Below are 19,084 nucleotides of genomic sequence, written 5' to 3'. Positions count from 1 at the left end.
GTGCCTTACAGAGGCAGATAAAAGGGCCTTTCAGCCCTTTGTATTCGATGGGCATTTAGTGTTCAATCTATTTTGAGTAACTTTTTTTCTATCCATTTTGTTATGGCATATCGTATGTAATTATTGAACGTTAAATAATCCATATTTCTTTCTTTAAATGCAAAATCTATATTTCTTTGTAAGTTTATATTAAATTCGCCAAAATGGAATCTCCCCGAATGAAAATGGCTTGATCTTACTGAGTAAAAGTAATCTGATAGCTCTTTATTGAAATCTAAATTGCTATATTTTTTCATGAAATCAGAGAAGCTAATACCCTCTGTTTTCGCTAAAGTTTCAATGGCACATATTTTATAAGATATTTCCGTAGTGGCATTATTCCTTGCAAGATTTAATGCAGTGTTATACATGCGACAAAAAGAAGTAAAAAAAGATTTTTCTTGTGGGGGTAAACTAGATATTTCTCTGAAATAACTTCTTATGCATGTTGGAACAAAAATTTCTTGTGATGGATAATGTGCATTTTTGGGAAGATGTACTACAGGTGGTTTTGTATTGTTATCATATCTAGGTTTTTCTATTTTATGTTCTCTAAAAATAGTATCAAGATACTTGTCATCTGAAACAGTATCTTGGATATACATTTTATTATCATATACTAATATTCCATCATCATTATGATAGGCAAAATTCGTAGTCCATTGCCCTGATTGAAAAGAGTTAACATGATCGAGGTTATTTATGTTTTTTAAACCATAATGGTTATCTTTTACAATTAAATTAAGTTCGTAATCTATAAAACCAGTTCTATATCTGTTCAATTCAAAACTGTTTTCTTTTTTTATTGTAAATATTCTGAATTCTGAATTCAGCATTTCAAAGCTGACGTCAAGTAACACACATAAGTAAGCGTTAATATTTGCAGTGTGATTGTATGCAAGGCTTCTTGCATGATCAATATTTATTGCATCCACCTCAATATCAAACATAATTATTTGTTCTGTCAGTGATTCCTGCTTACTTGTCAAAATATAAGGCTTAATTAATGTCTTAAATTCTGGACTAACTAAATAGGATTGTCTTATTGGATGCGAGTTAAAATAATGGGAGTATGTTCTGATGGTGTATTTTTCTGTTTCTTTATTTTGATTGCTTCCTAAAATATCATTAATGACATCAAGAATATAATATTTCAAATGAAGTTTTGGTACTTCATCCTCTGTTTTGTTCAGGCTTGATTCAATTGATAATATTTCAGTGGAATTCAGTGTGAATGTTAGGCTCATAATAGATTCTAGATCGTTAATATTCACATTCATTAAATATTGGATTGTTTTCTTTCCATATTCATCTGGTCCATCAAGAGTTACATTCTCAACCAAATTATTTTTTTTAGTGATTATATCTTCTATACGTTCTAATAAATTATCTGTTATCCGATATATTTTATCATGTTTATATGAAATGTGTTCACTCATAATTTAATTCCTTTTGATTATAATGTTAAACGAATAATAACTTTCATTTTCTGATGGATTTTACGATGTTAATTCTGAATAAGCAAAAATTTGATAATGGTGATAACGATTATGCACCCTGAATAAACTCAAACGGCCTGATCATACCGTTACGGTTAGCATCCAGAAAATCAGCCCACCATTGCAGCATCAGGCGGCGCTGTTCAAGGTGTTTGGCCTTATGGGGGTAGGCAGCGCGAACGTTGTTCTTTTCCATATGGCTCATTTGAAGCTCAACCACATCTTCAGGCCAGATACCCGATTCGATTAACGCACTACACGCCAGCGTTCGAAAGCCGTGGCCGCACAGATCGGTTTTGGTGTCATAACCCATTTTACGCAGAGCCTTGTTAATGGTGTTTTCACTCATTGGCTTCATCGCATCATAACAGCCCGTCAGGATAAAGCCGTCGTCACCGTTAACGTCATAGGTGAGGTTTTTTAGCTCTTTTAGAATGTCCAGCGCCTGACGGCACAAGGGAACATAATGCTTTCTGCGCATTTTAGCCCCACGGCCTGAATGTTTGATCCCTTCAATGGCTTCACGCTGTTCAGGGATAACCCATAAGGCACTGTTAAAATCGATCTCTGACCATCTGGCAAAGCGGAGTTCACTGGAGCGAATAAATATCAGCAGAGTGAGTTTCATCGCCAGCAGGGTCAGCCTGCTACGCCCCTGATAGCCTTCAATGCGTTCCAGTAGGGCAGGTATCTCTTCCAGCTCGATAGCGGGGCGGTGCTCTGTCTGTGGTTTCTGAACCGCACCTTCCAAATCATAGGCAGGGTTAAAGCGGATCATCTTTTGCTGGACGGCATAACGCATAATGGCAGTAGCGTACTGTTTCACCCGCATAGCGATTTCCAGATAGCCCAGCTTTTCTATCTTTTTGATGGGAACCAGCAGGTCGCCTGTATCCAGTTCAGCAATGTCCTTGTTACCGATGTCAGGAAACAGATAGGTTTCAATACGGGTCCAGACAGAACGCTGATAATCTTCCGACCATGTGGTTTTGGTGGCAAACCAGTTTCTGGCTACCGTTTTGAAAGCGCGAGTGTTGTTACGCTTTTCCTGAACCACTTTGTTATCTGCCTGCTTTTTAGCGCTGGGGTCAATGCCAGCCGCTAACAGCTTTTTGGCGTCATCGCGTCGTTGTCTTGCATCAGCCAGTGAAACAGCCGGGTAGACGCCAATGGAAAAGACCTTCTGTTTCCCTTCAAAGCGATAACCTAACTGCCAGTATTTTGAACCGTTGGGATGCACCAGCAAATAGAGGCCGAACCCGTCAGTAAGCTTCACCGCCTTTTCTGACGGCTTGGCATTTTTTACTTTAGTATCAGTAAGTGACATGACGGTTCCCTCCGATTGCTGGTAAAAACGAAATCGAACCAGCTTTACCAGTATTTTTACCAGCAAATGGGTATGGCTTCGAGTGATTTTGAATGGATGAAGGTGAACTTAAAGAAGGGAGTAACCCATTGATAAAAAGCAAAAAAGCAGACGTCGGTGAACGTCTGCTTTCTTTAAATTGGCTCCTCTGACTGGACTCGAACCAGTGACATACGGATTAACAGTCCGCCGTTCTACCGACTGAACTACAGAGGAATCGTTGGAACGGGGCGCATAATAACGGGGTCCGTCACGCATGTCAAAGGTGTAAACCACATTTTTGATGCGTTTGGTGAGGGAATGCGCAATATGCCGTTTTTTTCACATGATTGCGGCGATAAAGCCGCATTTTCGTTGCGTGGTGATGGAAAACAACGGGCTGACAGCAACAGAATGCTGCCAGCCCGCCAGGGCTAAGTGGGATAGAAACTACCGTAACCGCAGTTGCAACTGGTAGCGGTAGCGAGGGGCCGTCAGCAGGAAGTCTGGGGCAACGCTGGGACTCCAGGAGTCGTCACCGCCAACACCCATGTGGAAGCCATCCAGATTAAGCCAGGTGCCGGCTTCTGGTTGCAGCAGATGGTGATGGGTGCATGACATCAGTTGTTGCTGGCTGTAGCGGCCGATGCCGAAGTGGAAATCCCCTTCGATAAGCCAGTCGCCGTAGCACAATTCCTGGGTGTGACAGCGCAGGCCGTTTTCCGATGGGAAAATGTACGGCGTGTGCATTGCTTCCAGCGGTTGTTGCCAGCGGCCGTGTAGCGCGGCAAGGAGGCGGTCAGGGTAGTTTTCATGCGGGCCGAGCCCCAGCCAGCTGACCTGTGGGTTGACTGCCGCCAGTTGCACGGAAAGGCCGATGCGAGCTGGTGAAGGCAAGTGACGGGCAATCTCGACATCGACATTTACCGTCAATACGCCGCGCGCGTCGATTCGCCACTGTTTACGGCTGATGAACAACACCTGTTGCTGATAGTGGCTGATGTGCTCGGTGGTGATCAGTACGCTGCCGCTGAGGGTGTCGGCGTGGATGTACTGGCAGTCGGTGTCGTACTGGTACAATCCGGCCAGTTTCCAGCGTTCTACCCAGGCATTCGGGTCAATACGGTCGACTTCGCTGATGCCGATGTCGTTATCCAGTGCTGCACGTGTCACATTATCCTGCAACGGGCTGAGTAACTGGGGTTGCCCATCACGCCACCACTGTGTCAGCAAGCCGTTATGGCGGTTAAACACCCAGCGCTGTTGCCCGAGTGTGACCTCGAATTGCTCATCGGTTTGGCTCAATGATGGGCACTTGCCATCATGAACAGGTGGCAGCGGACGTGCCAGCGGCATCGGTAACTGCCATTGATCCCAGGCGCAGCGATGACCCGCCGGTGACCAGTCGGTTGCGTTCGGCTGAATCACCTCTACGGTCAGCCACATATCGGCGTGGTGCTGCGGGGCAGGCACCTGCTCCAGCAAGGTAATTGTCTGATTCCCTTGCGGTGCGATATCGAGCGGTAGCCGGCCTGATACCAGTAGCACGTCATCCTGCATAATGCGCCAGTGCAGTTCTTCATTATCACTGTGGCGGAACAGGTATTCACTGGTGACAGTCAGCGTCAGCGGGGCATCGTCATGGCGGCTGAACTGGAAAAATTGCTGGGCGCGCTGGGCTTCGTACAGCGCCGGGTGTGGTGTGCGATCAGGGAACACCAGACCATTGAGGCAGAACTGACGGTCGTTAGGTTTATCACCAAAGTCACCGCCGTAGGCCCAGTGTGTTTTGCCGTCTTGTTCACGCAGCAGCGCCTGATCCACCCAGTCCCAGACAAAGCCGCCTTGCAGACGTGGGTACTGGCGGAATGCCTGCCAGTAGCGGTCAAATCCGCCAAAACTGTTGCCCATCGCGTGCGCGTATTCACACAAAATCAGCGGACGGTGTTCACCCGGCAGGCCAATCCATTTTTTGATTGACCATTTCGGGACGGCGGGGAAGGGCTGGTCTTGATCGACGCGGGCATACATCGGGCACAAAATGTCGGTCGCGGGTGTATTAGCACCGCCGCCTTCGTATTGTACCGGTCGGGTGGGATCTTGTTGTTTCACCCACTGGTAAAGCGCGCTATGGGTGTGGCCGTAGCCCGATTCGTTGCCCAGCGACCAGATAATAATGCAGGGATGATTACGGTCGCGTTGTACCATGCGAGTGACGCGTTCGGCATAAGCGGGTAACCAGCGTGGGTCGTCGGACAGGCGGCTCATTGGCTGCATGCCGTGGGTTTCGATATTGGCTTCATCGACCACGTACAAGCCATAGCGGTCGCACAGCCGATACCACAACGGATGATTAGGGTAGTGGGAGCAGCGTACCGCGTTGAAGTTATGCTGTTTCATCAACAGGATATCCTGCCGCATAGTCGCTTCATCGATCGCCTGACCGTGCTGCGGATGGTGCTCATGGCGATTAGTACCGCGGATCAGTAGCGGTTGGCCGTTGAGTAACAACAAGCCGTTACGGATGGTGACCTCGCGAAAGCCGACGTCATAGGCTTCTGCTTCCACCAGGGTGCCGTCGCACTCCAGCGCCACCACCGCCCGGTACAGATTGGGTTCCTCCGCGCTCCACAACGCGGGCTGCGCCACCTCCAGTTGCAGACTCACCCTGTCGTGATAGGCACCGCGCTCATCTATCGCCGGGGTGCCGAACGGTTTGCGTTGTTCGCCCACCAGGCACTCGCCCCGCCATAACTGTACCGCCAGTTGCCAGTGTTCAGTCTGGTCTTCCGGCAGGTTGGCGAGGGCCGTCACGCACAACGTACCTTGGGTGTAGCTGTGTCGTAACGGCGTGGTGAGTTGCACGTCGCGCAGGTGTACCGTCGGTTTATGCAGCAGGTAGACATCACGATAAATGCCGCTCATGCGCCACATATCCTGATCTTCCAGATAGGTACCGTCAGACCAGCGCAGCACCATCACTGCCAGGCGGTTTTCGCCCACCTGTAGACAAGGTGTCAGGTCGAACTCCGCTGGCAGGCGGCTATCCTGAGAGTAACCGACCCATTGGCCGTTGCACCACAGATGAAACGCAGAGTTAACGCCGTCGAATACGATGCGGGTTTGCCCTTGCGTCAGCCAGTCGGGATCGACTGAAAATGTGAGCGAGTAACATCCGGTAGGGTTGTCTTCGGGGACGAACGGTGGGTTGACGGGAATAGGGTACTTAACGTTGGTGTAAATCGGCGCGTCGTATCCTGCTAACTGCCAGTTAGAGGGAACGGTAATCCGATCGGCATCGTGTAAATCCTCTGTCAGCCACTGTTCTGGTACGGCTTGCGGGCGAGAAAAATAGCTGAAGGTCCATTCGCCATTCAGCAACTGACGCCGGTCGGAAGGGGCATCGTTGCGTGCTGCATTCAGGTCGCGCCAGCTGGAAAAGGGAGGATGGGCGTCCAGGCGACGGATGTGCGGGCAGGCCGGGTTTTCCCAGTCGCGTCTGGCCAGAATATCCGCCAGCGAGATGCCGGATAGCGGAACATAAGCGGAAACAGTAGACATAAAACAGGCTTTCCTTTTATTGGCAGAGTTGGCTGCAAGTGAATGACTGAAAACAACTGATGAGCGGATAAATGAAATTGTGATCCGCTCACAATTTTACTGTCAGGATCGCGGCTTGCCGAATATGAGTAAAGTGCAGCGATGCCGGAAAGTGGTATCGATCACAAAACCGGCATCCGAGGGGGACGGCTAACGCTGTAACTGCCGTGCCAGACTAATCAACTGTTGGGCGACATCCTGTGGCGACAGGGTGGAAGGGCGCCAGGCCGCGGTGGTTTGACGTGGTATCAGGGTCGTTTTTAACCGCAGTGGGGCTGGTGTGTGCGGGTGTTGCAGGCAATCCAGCAGCCGGTTGACGCTTTCCCGGCCCAGTTGCCTGAAATCCTGACGGATGGTGGTTAACGGCGGCTGGAAATAGGCGCTGTCACGCGTATCGTCAAAACCAATGACCGAGATCTGCTCCGGTACGCGCAAGCCGTATTCATGAATCGCCCGCAGAACGCCCAGCGCCATTTGGTCGTTGGCGACGGCGATAGCTGTGGGGCGGATTGCGTTTGCCAGCAGTAAATGCGCCTGCTGATACCCTGAGCTGGCGCTCCAGTCGCCTTCGGCGATAGCGCAAGGGGTTAACAGGTTGGCGGCTAGCGCTTTCTGCCAGCCCTCGTAACGCAAACGCGCCGACACCGAACTTTGCGGACCGGTCAGCAAGGCGATGCGACGGTGCCCCATTTCTACCAGATGGTCGATAGCCAGCTTCGCGCCCTGTTGCGGGTCGAACATCACGCTGGGCAGGTTGGCGGTAGGTGCCGTGTCGAGAAACAACGCCGGTGTGGCCGCGCACAACTGATGAATGCGCTCCGCCTCTTCTTGCTCCAGTGGGACGTTGATGATCACGCCATCTACCCGCTGTGACAGTAATTCGTTAACGGCACGCTGGACATCATTACCATCGGCAGCGCGCAACATGGAGATCACTACCGTGAATCCCAGCTCGCTGGCGGTCGTTTTGATGGCGGCGGCGATTTGGGATGGCGCATGCAGCGATAGATCGATTGTCGCCAACCCAATGGTCGTGGCACTGCGGCGCGCCAGTTGCTGCGCTACCCGATTGGGGATGTAGTGGAGCGCGGCCATTGCCTGTTCCACCTTTTCCCGCGTGCGTATCGACACATGAGGCGCCTGATTCAGCACCCGGGAAACGGTTTGATATGACACACCGGCGTAAGCTGCCACGTCATTGAGCGTTACTGGTTTTGCTTTCATGATGCTCTGTTAGTCGGTCCCTGCATTGTCACCTCACGTTATCATAACAAATGCTGGTGAGCGCATACCGTGGTCAACAGAGAAAAATTACGCCGCAACGAGGGGATGCGTTACCTGCCGGTAATACCAGGCGATGGTTTGTTTGATCAGCGCATCGGTGGCATCCAGATAGGCATTGGGTGTGGCGCTCACTTCTGCCTCCAGAATTAGCGGTAACTCGGTGCAACCCAGAATGATTTTCTCTACCCCTTGCTGGCGCAGCGAATCGACGACCGGCAGCAGTAGTGCGCGAGACTGGCTGAAATCGCCTGCTTTATAAGCATAAATACTGTTCATGACCGCCTGCTGCTGTGCCTCATCAGGCAGGGTGCAACGCACCTGCTGACCACTGAGCGCATGCTGGTAGATATTGCCGCGCACGGTGGCGGTCGTCGCCAGAATACCGACGTGATGGACGCGTTGTTCAGCGACTTGCTGGCAGGCGGCATCAATAATGCTGATCATGTCTACCTGAGTATGCCGCTTCAAATCGTCGAACCAGTAGTGCGCAGTATTGCAAGGAATGATGATGCAGGTGGCCCCGGCATTTTCCAGAATTCTCATGTACTCAATCATCTTTTGCAGCGGCGACGGGCTGTGATTGAGAATGCACTGGGTACGGTCCGGAATATCCGGAATAGACACGGCGATCATCGGAATGTGTTCCTGATCCTTACGCGCCGGGGTCTGCCGGATAAGTTTTTGCATAGCGTCTACGGTGGCACCCGGCCCCATGCCGCCAAGAATTCCGATTACAGGGTTCACGTTTTGCGCCTCACTGCGGATAGTCTGGAGTGGAAAAATCATCGCACAGCGCCTGGAAATGTGAATTGCGAAATTCCCATCCTCTATGTATGTTTTGCATAACGCTATACACATTATGCGTAGAATGCGTTTTTTAAACGGCGGTTGATGATGCTAAACAATATTGAAACCAAATGGTTATATGATTTCATTGCGCTGGAGGAACACCGTAGCTTCACCCTGGCGGCGGAGACACGTAACATCTCACAGTCGTCGTTTAGCCGACGCGTTCGGGCGCTGGAAGAGGCCGTAGGATTTGACCTGTTTGATCGCAGCGCACAGCCGTTGCAACTGACCGAACAGGGTAAGATTTTTCATGCCCACATCCGTAATACCCTCGATGATCTGGAATACCAGATTCATAAATTGCACGGCGGCAGTCACTATAAAAATAAGATAACGATTGCCGCAGCGCATTCGCTGTCGGTGTTTGTGATGCCGGAATTGCTGAAAAGCGTGCCGGATGTGCAAGAGAAAATCTTCTATGTCGAATCCATCGATGTCGATGATGCAGTTCTCAACCTAAAAGAGGGGCGCAGTGACTTCATTTTCTCTTTTTATAACGAGGAATTGATGTCAGAACCGTTTCGTCATACCCGCATTATGGATTCTACCTTGTATCCGGTTTGCGCCTGTGATGCGCTCGGTAAACCGCGTTTTGATGTGCGGGCCGCCACATTGCCGCTGCTCAACTACACCGACACCAGTTATATGGGCCGTCAGGTCAATCGCTACCTTTCCACGCTGGCATCGGAGCGTTTTACTGTGAGTTTTGTCTCCTCAATGAGTGATTTACTCAAACGTATGGTGAAGCAGGGGCACGGTATCGCCTGGCTGCCGGATTACTCGATCCGCGATGAGCTGGCGAACAAAGAGCTGACGGTGTTGAAGCTGGATAACGCAGTGATGAAGATGCAGGTGTATCTGTATCGGTTGGATGCGCGGCTAAATGTGGCGTCGGAATCGTTCTGGCGGGCCATGACGGCGTTGCGAACGGCGCTATAAAAAACAGCGGCCGAGTGGCCGCTGTCTGCGTTCAAATGCTGGAGGTATGGACTGGATCAGGCGTCTTGTCTGGCCTGTTGCAACACCACTTCCGGCTCGGTTTCTTCTTCGTCGTCGGTGATGTCTTTTTCCAGACTGGCCACCACGGCGGTAGAGATACTGTTGCCGATAACGTTGGTCGCGGTGCGGCCCATATCCAGGAACTGGTCGATGCCTAGAATCAACAGGATACCGGCTTCCGGCAGGTTGAACATCGGCAGCGTGGCGGCAACTACGACAACAGAAGCACGTGCAACGCCCGCCATCCCTTTACTGGTGATCATCAGCGTCAGCAGGATCAGGATTTGCTGGGTCATGCTCAGATCAATATTGTAGGCCTGAGCGATGAACAGGATAGCAAATGACTGGTACATCATAGAGCCATCGAGGTTGAAGGAGTAACCCAGCGGCAGCACGAAGCTGGTAATTTTCTTCGGTACACCGAAACGGGTCAGCGCATCCATGGTTTTCGGATAGGCGGACTCGCTGCTGGCGGTCGCGAAGGCCAGCATGGTGGGTTCACGAATCAGGCGCGCCAGCACGGCGATAGAGCGGCCGAGGAAGGCGTAACCTACCAGGAACAACACCGCCCACAGCAGCGCCAGACCCAGGTAAAACTCACCAATCAGCTTACCGAAGTCATAGATCAGCCCCAGACCCTGAGTCGTGATGGCAGAACCGATAGCGGCAAAGACGGCGATAGGTGCCAGCGCCATTACGTAATCGGTGACGCGGAACATCACTTTAGCCAGCTCTTCGATAGTAGAGAGAATGAAGTTGGCCTGTTTGTTGTGGTGCTTGACATAAGCCAGCGCCGAGCCGAAGAACAGCGAGAACACCAGAATTTGCAGGATCTCGTTGTTAGCCATCGCTTCTATGATACTTTTCGGGAAGATATGGCTGATGAAGTTCTTCAGTGTGAAACCATCGGTATTCAGGCCGGTAGTGACATGGCTGGCCGAAGCCACCAGGTTCATGCCGGTGCCTGGCTGGAAGAAGTTCGCCAGCATCATACCTATCAGCAATGACAGGAAAGATGCGGTAACAAACCAGGTCATGGCTTTGAGACCGACGCGACCTACGGCAGAAGAGTTACCCATACTGGCCAGGCCGGAAACCAGGGTTGCGAATACCAGCGGTGCAATGATCATCTTGATCAGACGCAGGAAAATATCGGTAACCATATTAAAGTACGACGCCACTTCTTTGGCGCGGGCGCCATCCAGATAAGTGTGGCATGCCCAGCCAATCAGAATACCGAGCACGATCGCCAGCATTATCTGTATTAATAACTTCTGCCTTTGCATATAAACCTCATGTTGATGAATGTACCCAGACAACACCAGTGTTATTGCAGCGTAGCGGTCAGATATGCCGTAAGACATGCGTGGACCGATACCCTGATTTGTTTGTGGGGTGCTGTGTCTGCCGCGCCGAATATTACAACGAATTGCGAGCTTTTCCCTTTTTTTCTGCGAATAAAATGAAACGCATCACTTAATCGGGCCAAAAATACGTTATTTTCCCGTTATTCATCACGAAAGGTCTAACTGGCTGTCGTTGGTGATCTTCCAATAAAGTCATTATTTTCAATTAATTATGATTAATTGTTTTTGTGGTGATAGGTGGTTTTTGTACTAATCATAATTTTTTCTTATATCTTGGCCTGAATCAGCAATATCACCAATAATTGCCGGGGGATTTATTGATAAGGGAGGATGCACCTTTTATTGATTGATAACGTGTTGGATTAATAAACAGGAATTACCCTTCGTATTTATAAAAATATAATCGGACCCAGGACGACGAGTGATGTTGACCATGAAATAAAAATGACAGTAAATTTAATCACCTGCCTGTATTGCGTAAAAATGGAACACAAATGTTGTTTTCATTTCCTGCATGTAATTGGAATGTTGCGGTCGGGTTTTAATGTGGTTGAATTTTATGCTATCGGGAAGAGAAGATAAAACGCGCAAACGCACTTGCCGCCATGAGGGAAGGTGATGATAATCACACCGTTTGCAGCCTTAATTATAAATAATTCTTATTATTATCCATCTGACCACTGATCACCGCTCATCGGGTAACCGGTTGTGGCGCGCTAACCCCGGTTTAGCACGATTCAGATCAAGCTATTGGTGAGGTGACGTGTCATTTCACCAGTGAAGCACTTACACTATTTCCCCACACTATCTATGGAGATTGGATTACGGTGGTTATGGCGACACGACTGACAGACTCCCCGTCCCGGCTGTCTATTCTCTGGCAGGATGCCTTGTTGAAAATTTCTCAGTCGCTGTTGCAACAGCGCACCCTACCTGATCTGCTGCAGTGCCTGGACGGTGTGTCGTTCTCGGTAGTGCGGTTTGGTCGCGTCAACGTCATCCTGCTTGACCCCTTGCGTAACCAGATGCATTTCTACCGCCACGATCGTGACTCCGGGCGGACGCTGTGCAGCGAAGAGGCGATTCTGCTGGCCAATGGCCCCGGCGGGGTCGTGTGGAGCACCCAAACCGTGCTGCACTGTGACCGGACACACTTTCAGCGCGATTTCCCCCATCTGACCGATCTGCCTGCCTACGCCGGGTTAAGCGACTATTGCCAGTTGCCGTTGCGCGGCACCCAGCGTGTGTTGGGCGGGGTCGAATTTCTCAAAACCGACGGCAGCCGCTTTACTGACAGCGAACTGGATTTCTTTCAGGCGCTGGCAGGTGTGGTGGCACTGGTGGTGGAAAATATTCGTGAACGTGAGCAGGTGTTGCAGGAAGAAGAGCGGTTGCGCCACGAACGGGATCATTTGCGTATTCTGGTGGATGTCACCAATACCGTGATTTCCAAACTGGAGCTGAAAGCGCTGGCGCTGGAGGTGTCGCGCGAGATCCACCGCTTCTTCGGGATTGATTTTATCGCACTGGTGCTGAAAGACGGCGAAGAGCGAGACAACCCACTGAAGTATCTTGCCACGGTGTATCCGGCCTCCGGTGCGCCGAAAACGGTACAAGGCGAGGTGGAGCGAGAGCAAACGCTGGCTGACAGCGTGATGGCGCAACATCAGCCGCAGTTGTTAGAGGTGCCGACTTGTCTGGCGGCTGAAGACCCGCGTCCGCTTTGTCAGTGGTTTGACCGTGAGTTGTCTCATGTGTGTTTGTTGCCACTGGCTTTCGGCAACCGCACACTCGGTGTGCTGGAGCTGGCGCATCGCACCGCGCTTGCTGTGAGCGAGGCGGACCTGCGGCTGCTGCGGCAGATTGCCGCCCGCATCGCCATTGCGTTGGATAACGCACTGGCCTATGAGCAGATTACCCGGCTGAAGGATTCGTTAATCCATGAAAACTTCTACCTGACCGAGCAACTGACTGAACACATTCATCAGCGTAGCGGTGATGAGTTTGGCGAGATTATCGGCCGTAGCGCGGCGATTCGGCAGGTACTGGAACAGGTAGCGATGGTCGCCGCCAGTGACAGTACGGTGTTGATTCTGGGAGAAACGGGCACCGGGAAAGAGTTGATTGCCCGCGCTATCCATAGCCTGAGCCAGCGCAAATCACAACGCATGGTGAAAATGAATTGCGCGGCGATTCCTTCTGGCCTGTTGGAAAGCGACCTGTTCGGGCATGAAAAAGGGGCGTTCACCGGCGCGACCAGCCAGCGCCAGGGGCGCTTTGAGCTGGCGGATAACAGCACGTTATTTTTAGACGAGGTCGGGGATATTCCGCTTGAGTTGCAGCCTAAACTACTGCGGGTGTTACAGGAGCGGGAGATAGAGCGGCTGGGCGGCAGTAAGATCATCCCGGTGAATGTGCGGTTGATTGCGGCGACTAACCGTGACCTGAAACAAATGGTGGCGGACCGTGAGTACCGTAGCGACCTCTACTATCGCCTCAATGTGTTCCCCATCGTTATTCCGCCATTACGTGAGCGACCGGAAGACATCCCGCTGCTGGTGAAGTTTTTTACCCGCAAGATAGCCCGTCGTATGAACCGTACTATCGACAGTATCCCTTCCGATATGCTGCGTCAGTTGAGTCGCTTGCCGTGGCCCGGCAACGTGCGGGAACTGGAAAATGTGGTGGAGCGGGCGGTGATCCTGACACGCGGTACCACGCTCAACTTGCATATGGATGAACTCCAGCACCATTTGTCGCCGCTGGATGTGCCCAAGCCTTCGTACCACGATATCATGCCGATGGTTGACCCTACGCCTGGGCCACTGGAAGCCGATGACGAGTCAGAACGCGAGCGCATCATCCGGGTTTTACGGGAAACCAATGGGATTGTCGCAGGCCCGAAAGGCGCGGCGGCACGCCTTGGCCTTAAACGCACCACGTTATTGTCGCGTATGCAGCGTATGGGGATTTCCGCCCGGGAAATTGAAGGGATTTCGTAACGACGACGGTGATAGCGTAGAAGATGGTGACAGCAGAAAGGGAAGGGGCGTAATAGCAGCCCCCTCCGGATGGAGAGGGCTGAGAGGGATTAACCCGCTACTTCGGCTTCTTTACGCAGACGGGCTTTCAAGGCGCTGTATTCCTGTCTGACATAGTTTTCCGCCCAGTTCTGGTCGGCGATCGGTTCCAGTTTCACCGCGCAGTGCTTGTACTCTGGGGTTTTGGCGATCGGGTCAACTTCATCCAGTGTCAGCTCGTTACAGGCACCAATCCACCACTGATAAGTCATGTAAACCGCACCTTTATTGATGCGTTCACTGACCATCGCCCGGCTGATGACTTTGCCACGGCGTGATGCTACCCAGGTGAGTTGCTGGTCACGGATGCCCAGTTTAGCGGCGTCTTCCGGGTTCATCTGCACGTAACCCGGTTCGTCTGCCAGTGTTTGCAGCGCGGTACAGTTACCGGTCATGGAGCGGCAAGAGTAGTGGCCCACTTCACGCACGGTGGAGAGCACCAGCGGGTAATCGGCGTCGGTTTGCTCCATCGGCGGGTGCCATTCTGTTGCAAACAATAGCCCTTTACCGTTCGGGCGGTCGAACTTGTTACCGGCGTACAACCACGGTGTACCGGGGCTGTCTTCGGTCAGACACGGCCACGGGATATAACCCAGTCCGGCCATTTTCTCGTAGGTGGCACCGTAGTAAAGCGGGCACAGGTTACGCAACTCATCCCAGATTTCCTGAGTGTTGTTGTAATGCATCGGATAGCCCATGGCGGTAGCCATCAGGCTGATGATTTCCCAGTCCGGCTTCACATTGCCTTTCGGTTCCACCGCTTTATAGAAGCGCTGGAAGCCGCGGTCGGCCGCAGAATACACCCCTTCATGCTCGCCCCAGGAGGTCGCCGGGAAGATGACATCCGCCACGGCGGCGGTTTTGGTCATGAAGATATCCTGAACGATCAACAATTCCAGTTGGTTGAAGGTTTCGCGCACCACCGACAAGTCTGGCTCGGTTTGCAGCGGGTCTTCCCCCATCAGGTAATTGGCTTTGATTTTGCCTTCTTTGATCATGTGCGGGACATCGGTCAGCGAGTAGCCGATGCGATCAGACAGCGACGGCACGCCCCAGGCTTTGGCGAATTTCTCACGCACGTCCGCTTCGGTGACTTTTTGGTAGCCGGGGAACTGGTTCGGCAGCGCACCCATATCGCAGGCACCCTGAACGTTGTTTTGTCCACGTACCGGGCCAACGCCGACATTCGGACGACCGAGGTTGCCGGTCAGCAGTGCCAGGCCAGACAGGCCTTTCACCACGTCCACCCCTTGTGTCCACTGGGTGACACCCATGCCCCACAGGATGGTGGCTGACGGTGCCGCGGCATACATCCGAATCGCATCACGGATTAACTGCGGGTCAAGGCCAGTGATATCTGCCACGTATTCCGGGGTGTATTTCGCCACGATGGCGCGATACTCATCGAACCCTTCGGTGTGCTGCGCCACGAAATTCGAGTTATACAACCCTTCGTTGATCAGTACGTTGGCAAACGCGTTGACCAATGCCATGTTGGAGCCGTTTTTCAGCGGCAGCCACAGGTCGGCGATACGGGCGGTTTCGATATGACGTGGGTCGCACACGATAACTTTGGCACCGCGCTCTTTGGCTTTGATGATGCGACGCGCCACGATCGGGTGAGAGTCGGCGGCGTTGTAACCGAAGACTAAAATGCAGTCGGTTTTTTCGATTTCACAAATCGAGTTACTCATGGCACCGTTACCCAGTGTCACCTGCAACCCGGAAACCGACGGGCCGTGGCAGACGCGGGCGCAACAGTCGATGTTGTTGGTGCCGGTCACCGCACGGGCGAATTTCTGCATCACATAGTTGGTTTCGTTACCCGGACCACGGGATGAACCGGTGTGCATGATGGCGTCCGGGCCGTATTTCTCTTTGATGGCTTTCAGGCGAGAACTGGCGAAGTCGATGGCTTCTTCCCAGGATACGACCTCAAACGGCGCGCCTTTCTGGCGGCGGATCATCGGTTGTTTAAGGCGTGGGGTTAACAGTTTAGTATCGTTAAGAAAATCCCAACCATAGTAGCCTTTTAAGCACAGCTCGCCTTCGTTGGTCAGGCCGTTGGCACCTTCTGCGCCGACGACTTTGCCATTTTCCACCAACAGGTTAATTTTGCAGCCTGACCCACAATATGGGCAGACGGTAATCACTTTCTGCATGACATTGCTCTCCTTCATCGTACCGACGGCACGCTCAGAATTTCATTTCCGCGGCTTCATCCAGTGCTGCGCGCCGCTGTTTACGTTGGATCATCTCCTGAATGTCGTCTCTGCTTATCAGGTGCAGGGCTTTGGTGGGGCAGACTTCGACACAAGCCGGACCGTTGGCGCGTCCTTCACACAGGTCACACTTGTGCGCTTCCGCCTTGATGCAGTTGCCCAGCGTCTGATAATGGCTGATACGCGCTACCGGTTTACTGATCACCGTCATGGCACCGTAGGGGCATGCCACTACGCAGGTTTTGCAACCGATGCATTTTTCTTGCTGCACCCGGATATGATCGCCGGCATGGACGATCGCCCCGTTAGGGCAGACATTTGCACAGGGTGCGTCTTCACAGTGACGGCACTGAATCGTGGTGCTGACATTCAGCCCCTTCACCACTTTTAGTCGCGGTGCGAAATGCTCTGCAGACAGTGACGACGGGTTACCATCACTGTGGGCCAGCACGCAGGCGATTTCGCAGGTGCGGCAGCCAATACATTTCTTGGGGTCTGCTAAAACGAACCGGTTCATGACAGGGTCTCCTTCCGCGGCTCTGGTTGACTAAAGGTTATGTCGACGGCATGGCACCGACACATCGCCATACACAAAGCAGGGTTTATGCCAGAATGAATGCTTATGATTTAGTGCTTTGATTTATAAAAGATTAAAGACGAATGATCGGTGAATGTCGGTGTGATGAATGGGCGGATGTCGAGTGTCGACAACCGCCTTCGGCAGATTTGACGACAGTAGTGCGTTATGATGATTAAGAGTCATCAGGACTATAAAAACAGGAGTAAGGCGTGAATTATCCGATTGCGTCCATCAATCGTACCGGGCTGAGTTCCGGTGTGTATGCCACGTTACGTGATGCCCTGATTACCGGGCAGTTCAAACCGAACGATCGCCTGCGCATCCGCGAGCTGGCGGCGCAACTGGGCACCAGCGTCACCCCGGTGCGTGATGCTATTTTGCAGTTGTCGAAGGAGCAGGCGCTGGAGTTGCGTACACCGCGTGACATCCGGGTACCGGCGTTAACGCTGGAGCAGTATCTGGAAATTCGCGCACTGCGGTTAGCCATTGAAGGCATGGGGGCTGAAAATGCCGCACGCTGTGTGACACCGCGTGCGTTAGCGCAGGTTGAAGCGAACATCGAGAATAACAAAGCGGCGATTAAACGCGGCGACTTTACCGAAGCGTTGCGGCTGAACAGCGAATTTCACCTGTTGCTGGCGCACACGGCGCAGATGCCACTACTGTGCAGCTTTATCGACAGTTTGTGGATGCGTACCGGGCCACTGATAGCGCAGGCGTACAGCCATTTTTCCGAACGCATGGCCGTCGGCCACCACCAGGAGGTGCTGGTGGCGTTGAAAAACGCCGACCCGGTAGCCGCGCGGCTGGCGATTCAGGCAGACATTCAGGACGGGCATCAGAAAATGATTGAATTCATTGCCACCGTCCACGCTGAGGCCGACGAACGGATAGGCTCTTAATCTCCGATGGATAAACGTCTGCTCAGGGCGTTATCTAATTCGTGCAACAACATATCGGCGTGTTCTGGCTGAAAAATCAACGGCGGCCGGATTTTCAAAATATTGCCGTCAGGCCCGGTGGCGCTCAGCAAAATCCGGTGTTGCCGCAGGTCATTGACCACGTACGTCGCACCAGTGGTATCCGGCTGGCGCGTTACCCGGTCGGTCACCAGCTCGACGCCGATGAACAAGCCGTAAACCCGAATATCGCCAATGCAGCCGTGTCGCTCGGCCAGTTTGCGTAAGCCGGTCTCCAGATAGTGACCCATTCGCTGGGCATTGTCTTGCAACCGCTCACGGCGCAAGGTGTGCAGCACAGCATGGGCGGCCCGGCAGGAGACGGGGTTACCGCCAAAGGTATTAAAATAACGCTGATTACGCCCGAACGCCTCAAACCACGCCGGGTTGCCGACCACCGCCGCGACCGGATGGCCGTTGCCCATTGGTTTACCCAGTGTCACCAGGTCCGGCACCACGCCATACGCGCCAAATCCCCAGCGGTGGCTACCGGTTCGGCCAAAACCGGCTTGTACCTCATCGGCAATAAACAATCCGCCCGCCGAACGCACCAGACGCACCGCTTCTTGCACCTCCTGTGCCGGGGCGCTGAATACGCCGTCGCTGGAAAATAGGGTGTCGAACAACATCGCTGCCGGGCGTACGCCAGCCTGTTCCATTTGCGCCAACGCCTGTTTCACACTGGCGAGCAGGCAGCCCGGCTGGCGGCGGTAACCGTCCGGTGGGTCGATAAGCCAGACTTGCTCGCCCCGTGGTGCTCCGCTACCCAGTGATGGCGACAACCCGGCAAGCTGGGCGGTGACGCCATGGTAGGCCCAACGGGTCACCATGACACCGCTACCACCGGTGACGTAACGGGCGATACGCAGTGCCAGATCGTTCGACTCGCTGCCACTGCAGGTCAGGGTGATGTTTTGCAGCGGGGCAGGAAACTCCTGTAGAAAGTCTTCAGCAAAATCCAGAATAGCGTCAGTAAGATAGCGAGTATGGGTATTGAGTGTGGCCGCCTGTGTGGCGATTGCCTCCACCACCGCCGGGTGACAATGCCCGAGTGAGGCGACGTTGTTGTACACATCCAGATAGCGGTTGCCGTCAGCGTCATACAGCCAGACGCCATCCCCGCGAACCACATGCAGCGGCTGTTGATAAAACAGGCGGTAGACTGCACCCAACAGACGCTGACGGCGGGCCAGCAGCGTTTCAGATGCTGACGCGGTTTCGGGTGATGAAGGTGAAGCGGAACGGGTATTCATGGGAATTC

The 19,084-nt window shown here is 52.5% G+C and carries 12 protein-coding genes and 1 tRNA gene; 3 read left to right on the top strand and 10 right to left on the bottom strand.

Annotated features, from left to right (window positions below; translation table 11 throughout):
- Positions 1-62: 62 nt before the first annotated feature.
- From DZE2538_RS21270 to cuyB, 6 genes are all read right to left on the bottom strand, one after another.
- Entirely contained in the window at positions 63-1,478 is a 1,416-nt protein-coding gene (locus tag DZE2538_RS21270; protein WP_236616963.1) for a hypothetical protein, read from the bottom strand.
- 109 nt (positions 1,479-1,587) lie between these two features.
- A complete protein-coding gene (locus DZE2538_RS12265) occupies positions 1,588-2,865 on the bottom strand; it encodes a tyrosine-type recombinase/integrase (RefSeq protein WP_038916478.1) in 1,278 nt (425 codons plus the stop codon).
- Between the two features lie 179 nt (positions 2,866-3,044).
- Positions 3,045-3,120 (bottom strand) — tRNA-Asn (locus DZE2538_RS12260).
- Between the two features lie 213 nt (positions 3,121-3,333).
- Positions 3,334-6,444 carry a beta-galactosidase gene (locus DZE2538_RS12255; protein ID WP_038916477.1) on the bottom strand — a complete coding sequence of 1,037 codons (3,111 nt, stop codon included), beginning with the start codon at positions 6,442-6,444 and terminating at the stop codon, positions 3,334-3,336.
- A gap of 189 nt (positions 6,445-6,633) precedes the next feature.
- Entirely contained in the window at positions 6,634-7,707 is a 1,074-nt protein-coding gene (locus DZE2538_RS12250) for a LacI family DNA-binding transcriptional regulator (RefSeq protein WP_038916476.1), read from the bottom strand.
- Between the two features lie 87 nt (positions 7,708-7,794).
- Complete coding sequence (gene cuyB, locus DZE2538_RS12245; RefSeq protein ID WP_019844831.1) at positions 7,795-8,553, bottom strand: cysteate racemase; 759 nt, start codon at positions 8,551-8,553, stop codon at positions 7,795-7,797.
- 108 nt (positions 8,554-8,661) lie between these two features.
- Here cuyB and hypT point away from each other — a divergent pair, with 108 nt between their 5' ends.
- The gene (hypT, locus tag DZE2538_RS12240) at positions 8,662-9,555 is read left to right on the top strand and encodes a hypochlorite stress DNA-binding transcriptional regulator HypT (protein WP_026357926.1); all 894 of its coding nucleotides are present in this window, start codon (positions 8,662-8,664) and stop codon (positions 9,553-9,555) included.
- A 56-nt stretch (positions 9,556-9,611) separates the two neighbouring features.
- Here hypT and DZE2538_RS12235 read toward each other — a convergent pair whose 3' ends face one another.
- Positions 9,612-10,901, bottom strand: coding sequence for a dicarboxylate/amino acid:cation symporter (locus DZE2538_RS12235; RefSeq protein ID WP_016943621.1), 1,290 nt, complete (start codon positions 10,899-10,901; stop codon positions 9,612-9,614).
- Between the two features lie 914 nt (positions 10,902-11,815).
- Here DZE2538_RS12235 and flhA point away from each other — a divergent pair.
- The gene (flhA, locus tag DZE2538_RS12230; protein ID WP_050568681.1) at positions 11,816-13,984 is read left to right on the top strand and encodes a formate hydrogenlyase transcriptional activator FlhA; all 2,169 of its coding nucleotides are present in this window, start codon (positions 11,816-11,818) and stop codon (positions 13,982-13,984) included.
- A gap of 89 nt (positions 13,985-14,073) precedes the next feature.
- Here flhA and fdhF read toward each other — a convergent pair whose 3' ends face one another.
- On the bottom strand, positions 14,074-16,224 hold the full coding sequence (fdhF, locus tag DZE2538_RS12225; RefSeq protein WP_019844833.1) for a formate dehydrogenase subunit alpha: 2,151 nt from the start codon (positions 16,222-16,224) through the stop codon (positions 14,074-14,076).
- Between the two features lie 34 nt (positions 16,225-16,258).
- Positions 16,259-16,801, bottom strand: a complete 543-nt coding sequence (locus DZE2538_RS12220) for a 4Fe-4S binding protein (protein WP_016943624.1) — start codon at positions 16,799-16,801, stop codon at positions 16,259-16,261.
- Between the two features lie 272 nt (positions 16,802-17,073).
- On the opposite strand from DZE2538_RS12220, the gene DZE2538_RS12215 reads away from it, so the two are divergent.
- Positions 17,074-17,766 (top strand): GntR family transcriptional regulator, encoded by a 693-nt coding sequence (locus DZE2538_RS12215; RefSeq protein ID WP_038916475.1) that lies wholly within the window; start codon positions 17,074-17,076, stop codon positions 17,764-17,766.
- Here DZE2538_RS12215 and DZE2538_RS12210 read toward each other — a convergent pair.
- Positions 17,763-19,076, bottom strand: a complete 1,314-nt coding sequence (locus DZE2538_RS12210) for an aspartate aminotransferase family protein (protein WP_038916474.1) — start codon at positions 19,074-19,076, stop codon at positions 17,763-17,765. The two genes, DZE2538_RS12215 and DZE2538_RS12210, sit on opposite strands and share 4 nt — an antisense overlap.
- Between the last annotated feature and the right edge of the window lie 8 nt (positions 19,077-19,084).

Origin of the sequence: Dickeya zeae NCPPB 2538 (genome assembly GCF_000406165.1) — a bacterium.
Taxonomy (GTDB): Bacteria; Pseudomonadota; Gammaproteobacteria; order Enterobacterales; family Enterobacteriaceae; genus Dickeya; species Dickeya zeae.
Note: the sequence above shows the minus strand (reverse complement) of the source record. Positions and strands in the feature narration are given on the sequence as shown.

Excerpts from the sequence above, each read along its gene's own strand:
- DZE2538_RS21270 (WP_236616963.1), bottom strand. The coding sequence starts at position 1,478 with ATGAGTGAACACATTTCATATAAACATGATAAAATATATCGGATAACA.
- DZE2538_RS12265 (WP_038916478.1), bottom strand. The coding sequence starts at position 2,865 with ATGTCACTTACTGATACTAAAGTAAAAAATGCCAAGCCGTCAGAAAAG.
- DZE2538_RS12255 (WP_038916477.1), bottom strand. The coding sequence starts at position 6,444 with ATGTCTACTGTTTCCGCTTATGTTCCGCTATCCGGCATCTCGCTGGCG.
- DZE2538_RS12250 (WP_038916476.1), bottom strand. The coding sequence starts at position 7,707 with ATGAAAGCAAAACCAGTAACGCTCAATGACGTGGCAGCTTACGCCGGT.
- cuyB (WP_019844831.1), bottom strand. The coding sequence starts at position 8,553 with ATGATTTTTCCACTCCAGACTATCCGCAGTGAGGCGCAAAACGTGAAC.
- hypT (WP_026357926.1), top strand. The coding sequence starts at position 8,662 with ATGCTAAACAATATTGAAACCAAATGGTTATATGATTTCATTGCGCTG.
- DZE2538_RS12235 (WP_016943621.1), bottom strand. The coding sequence starts at position 10,901 with ATGCAAAGGCAGAAGTTATTAATACAGATAATGCTGGCGATCGTGCTC.
- flhA (WP_050568681.1), top strand. The coding sequence starts at position 11,816 with ATGGCGACACGACTGACAGACTCCCCGTCCCGGCTGTCTATTCTCTGG.
- fdhF (WP_019844833.1), bottom strand. The coding sequence starts at position 16,224 with ATGCAGAAAGTGATTACCGTCTGCCCATATTGTGGGTCAGGCTGCAAA.
- DZE2538_RS12220 (WP_016943624.1), bottom strand. The coding sequence starts at position 16,801 with ATGAACCGGTTCGTTTTAGCAGACCCCAAGAAATGTATTGGCTGCCGC.
- DZE2538_RS12210 (WP_038916474.1), bottom strand. The coding sequence starts at position 19,076 with ATGAATACCCGTTCCGCTTCACCTTCATCACCCGAAACCGCGTCAGCA.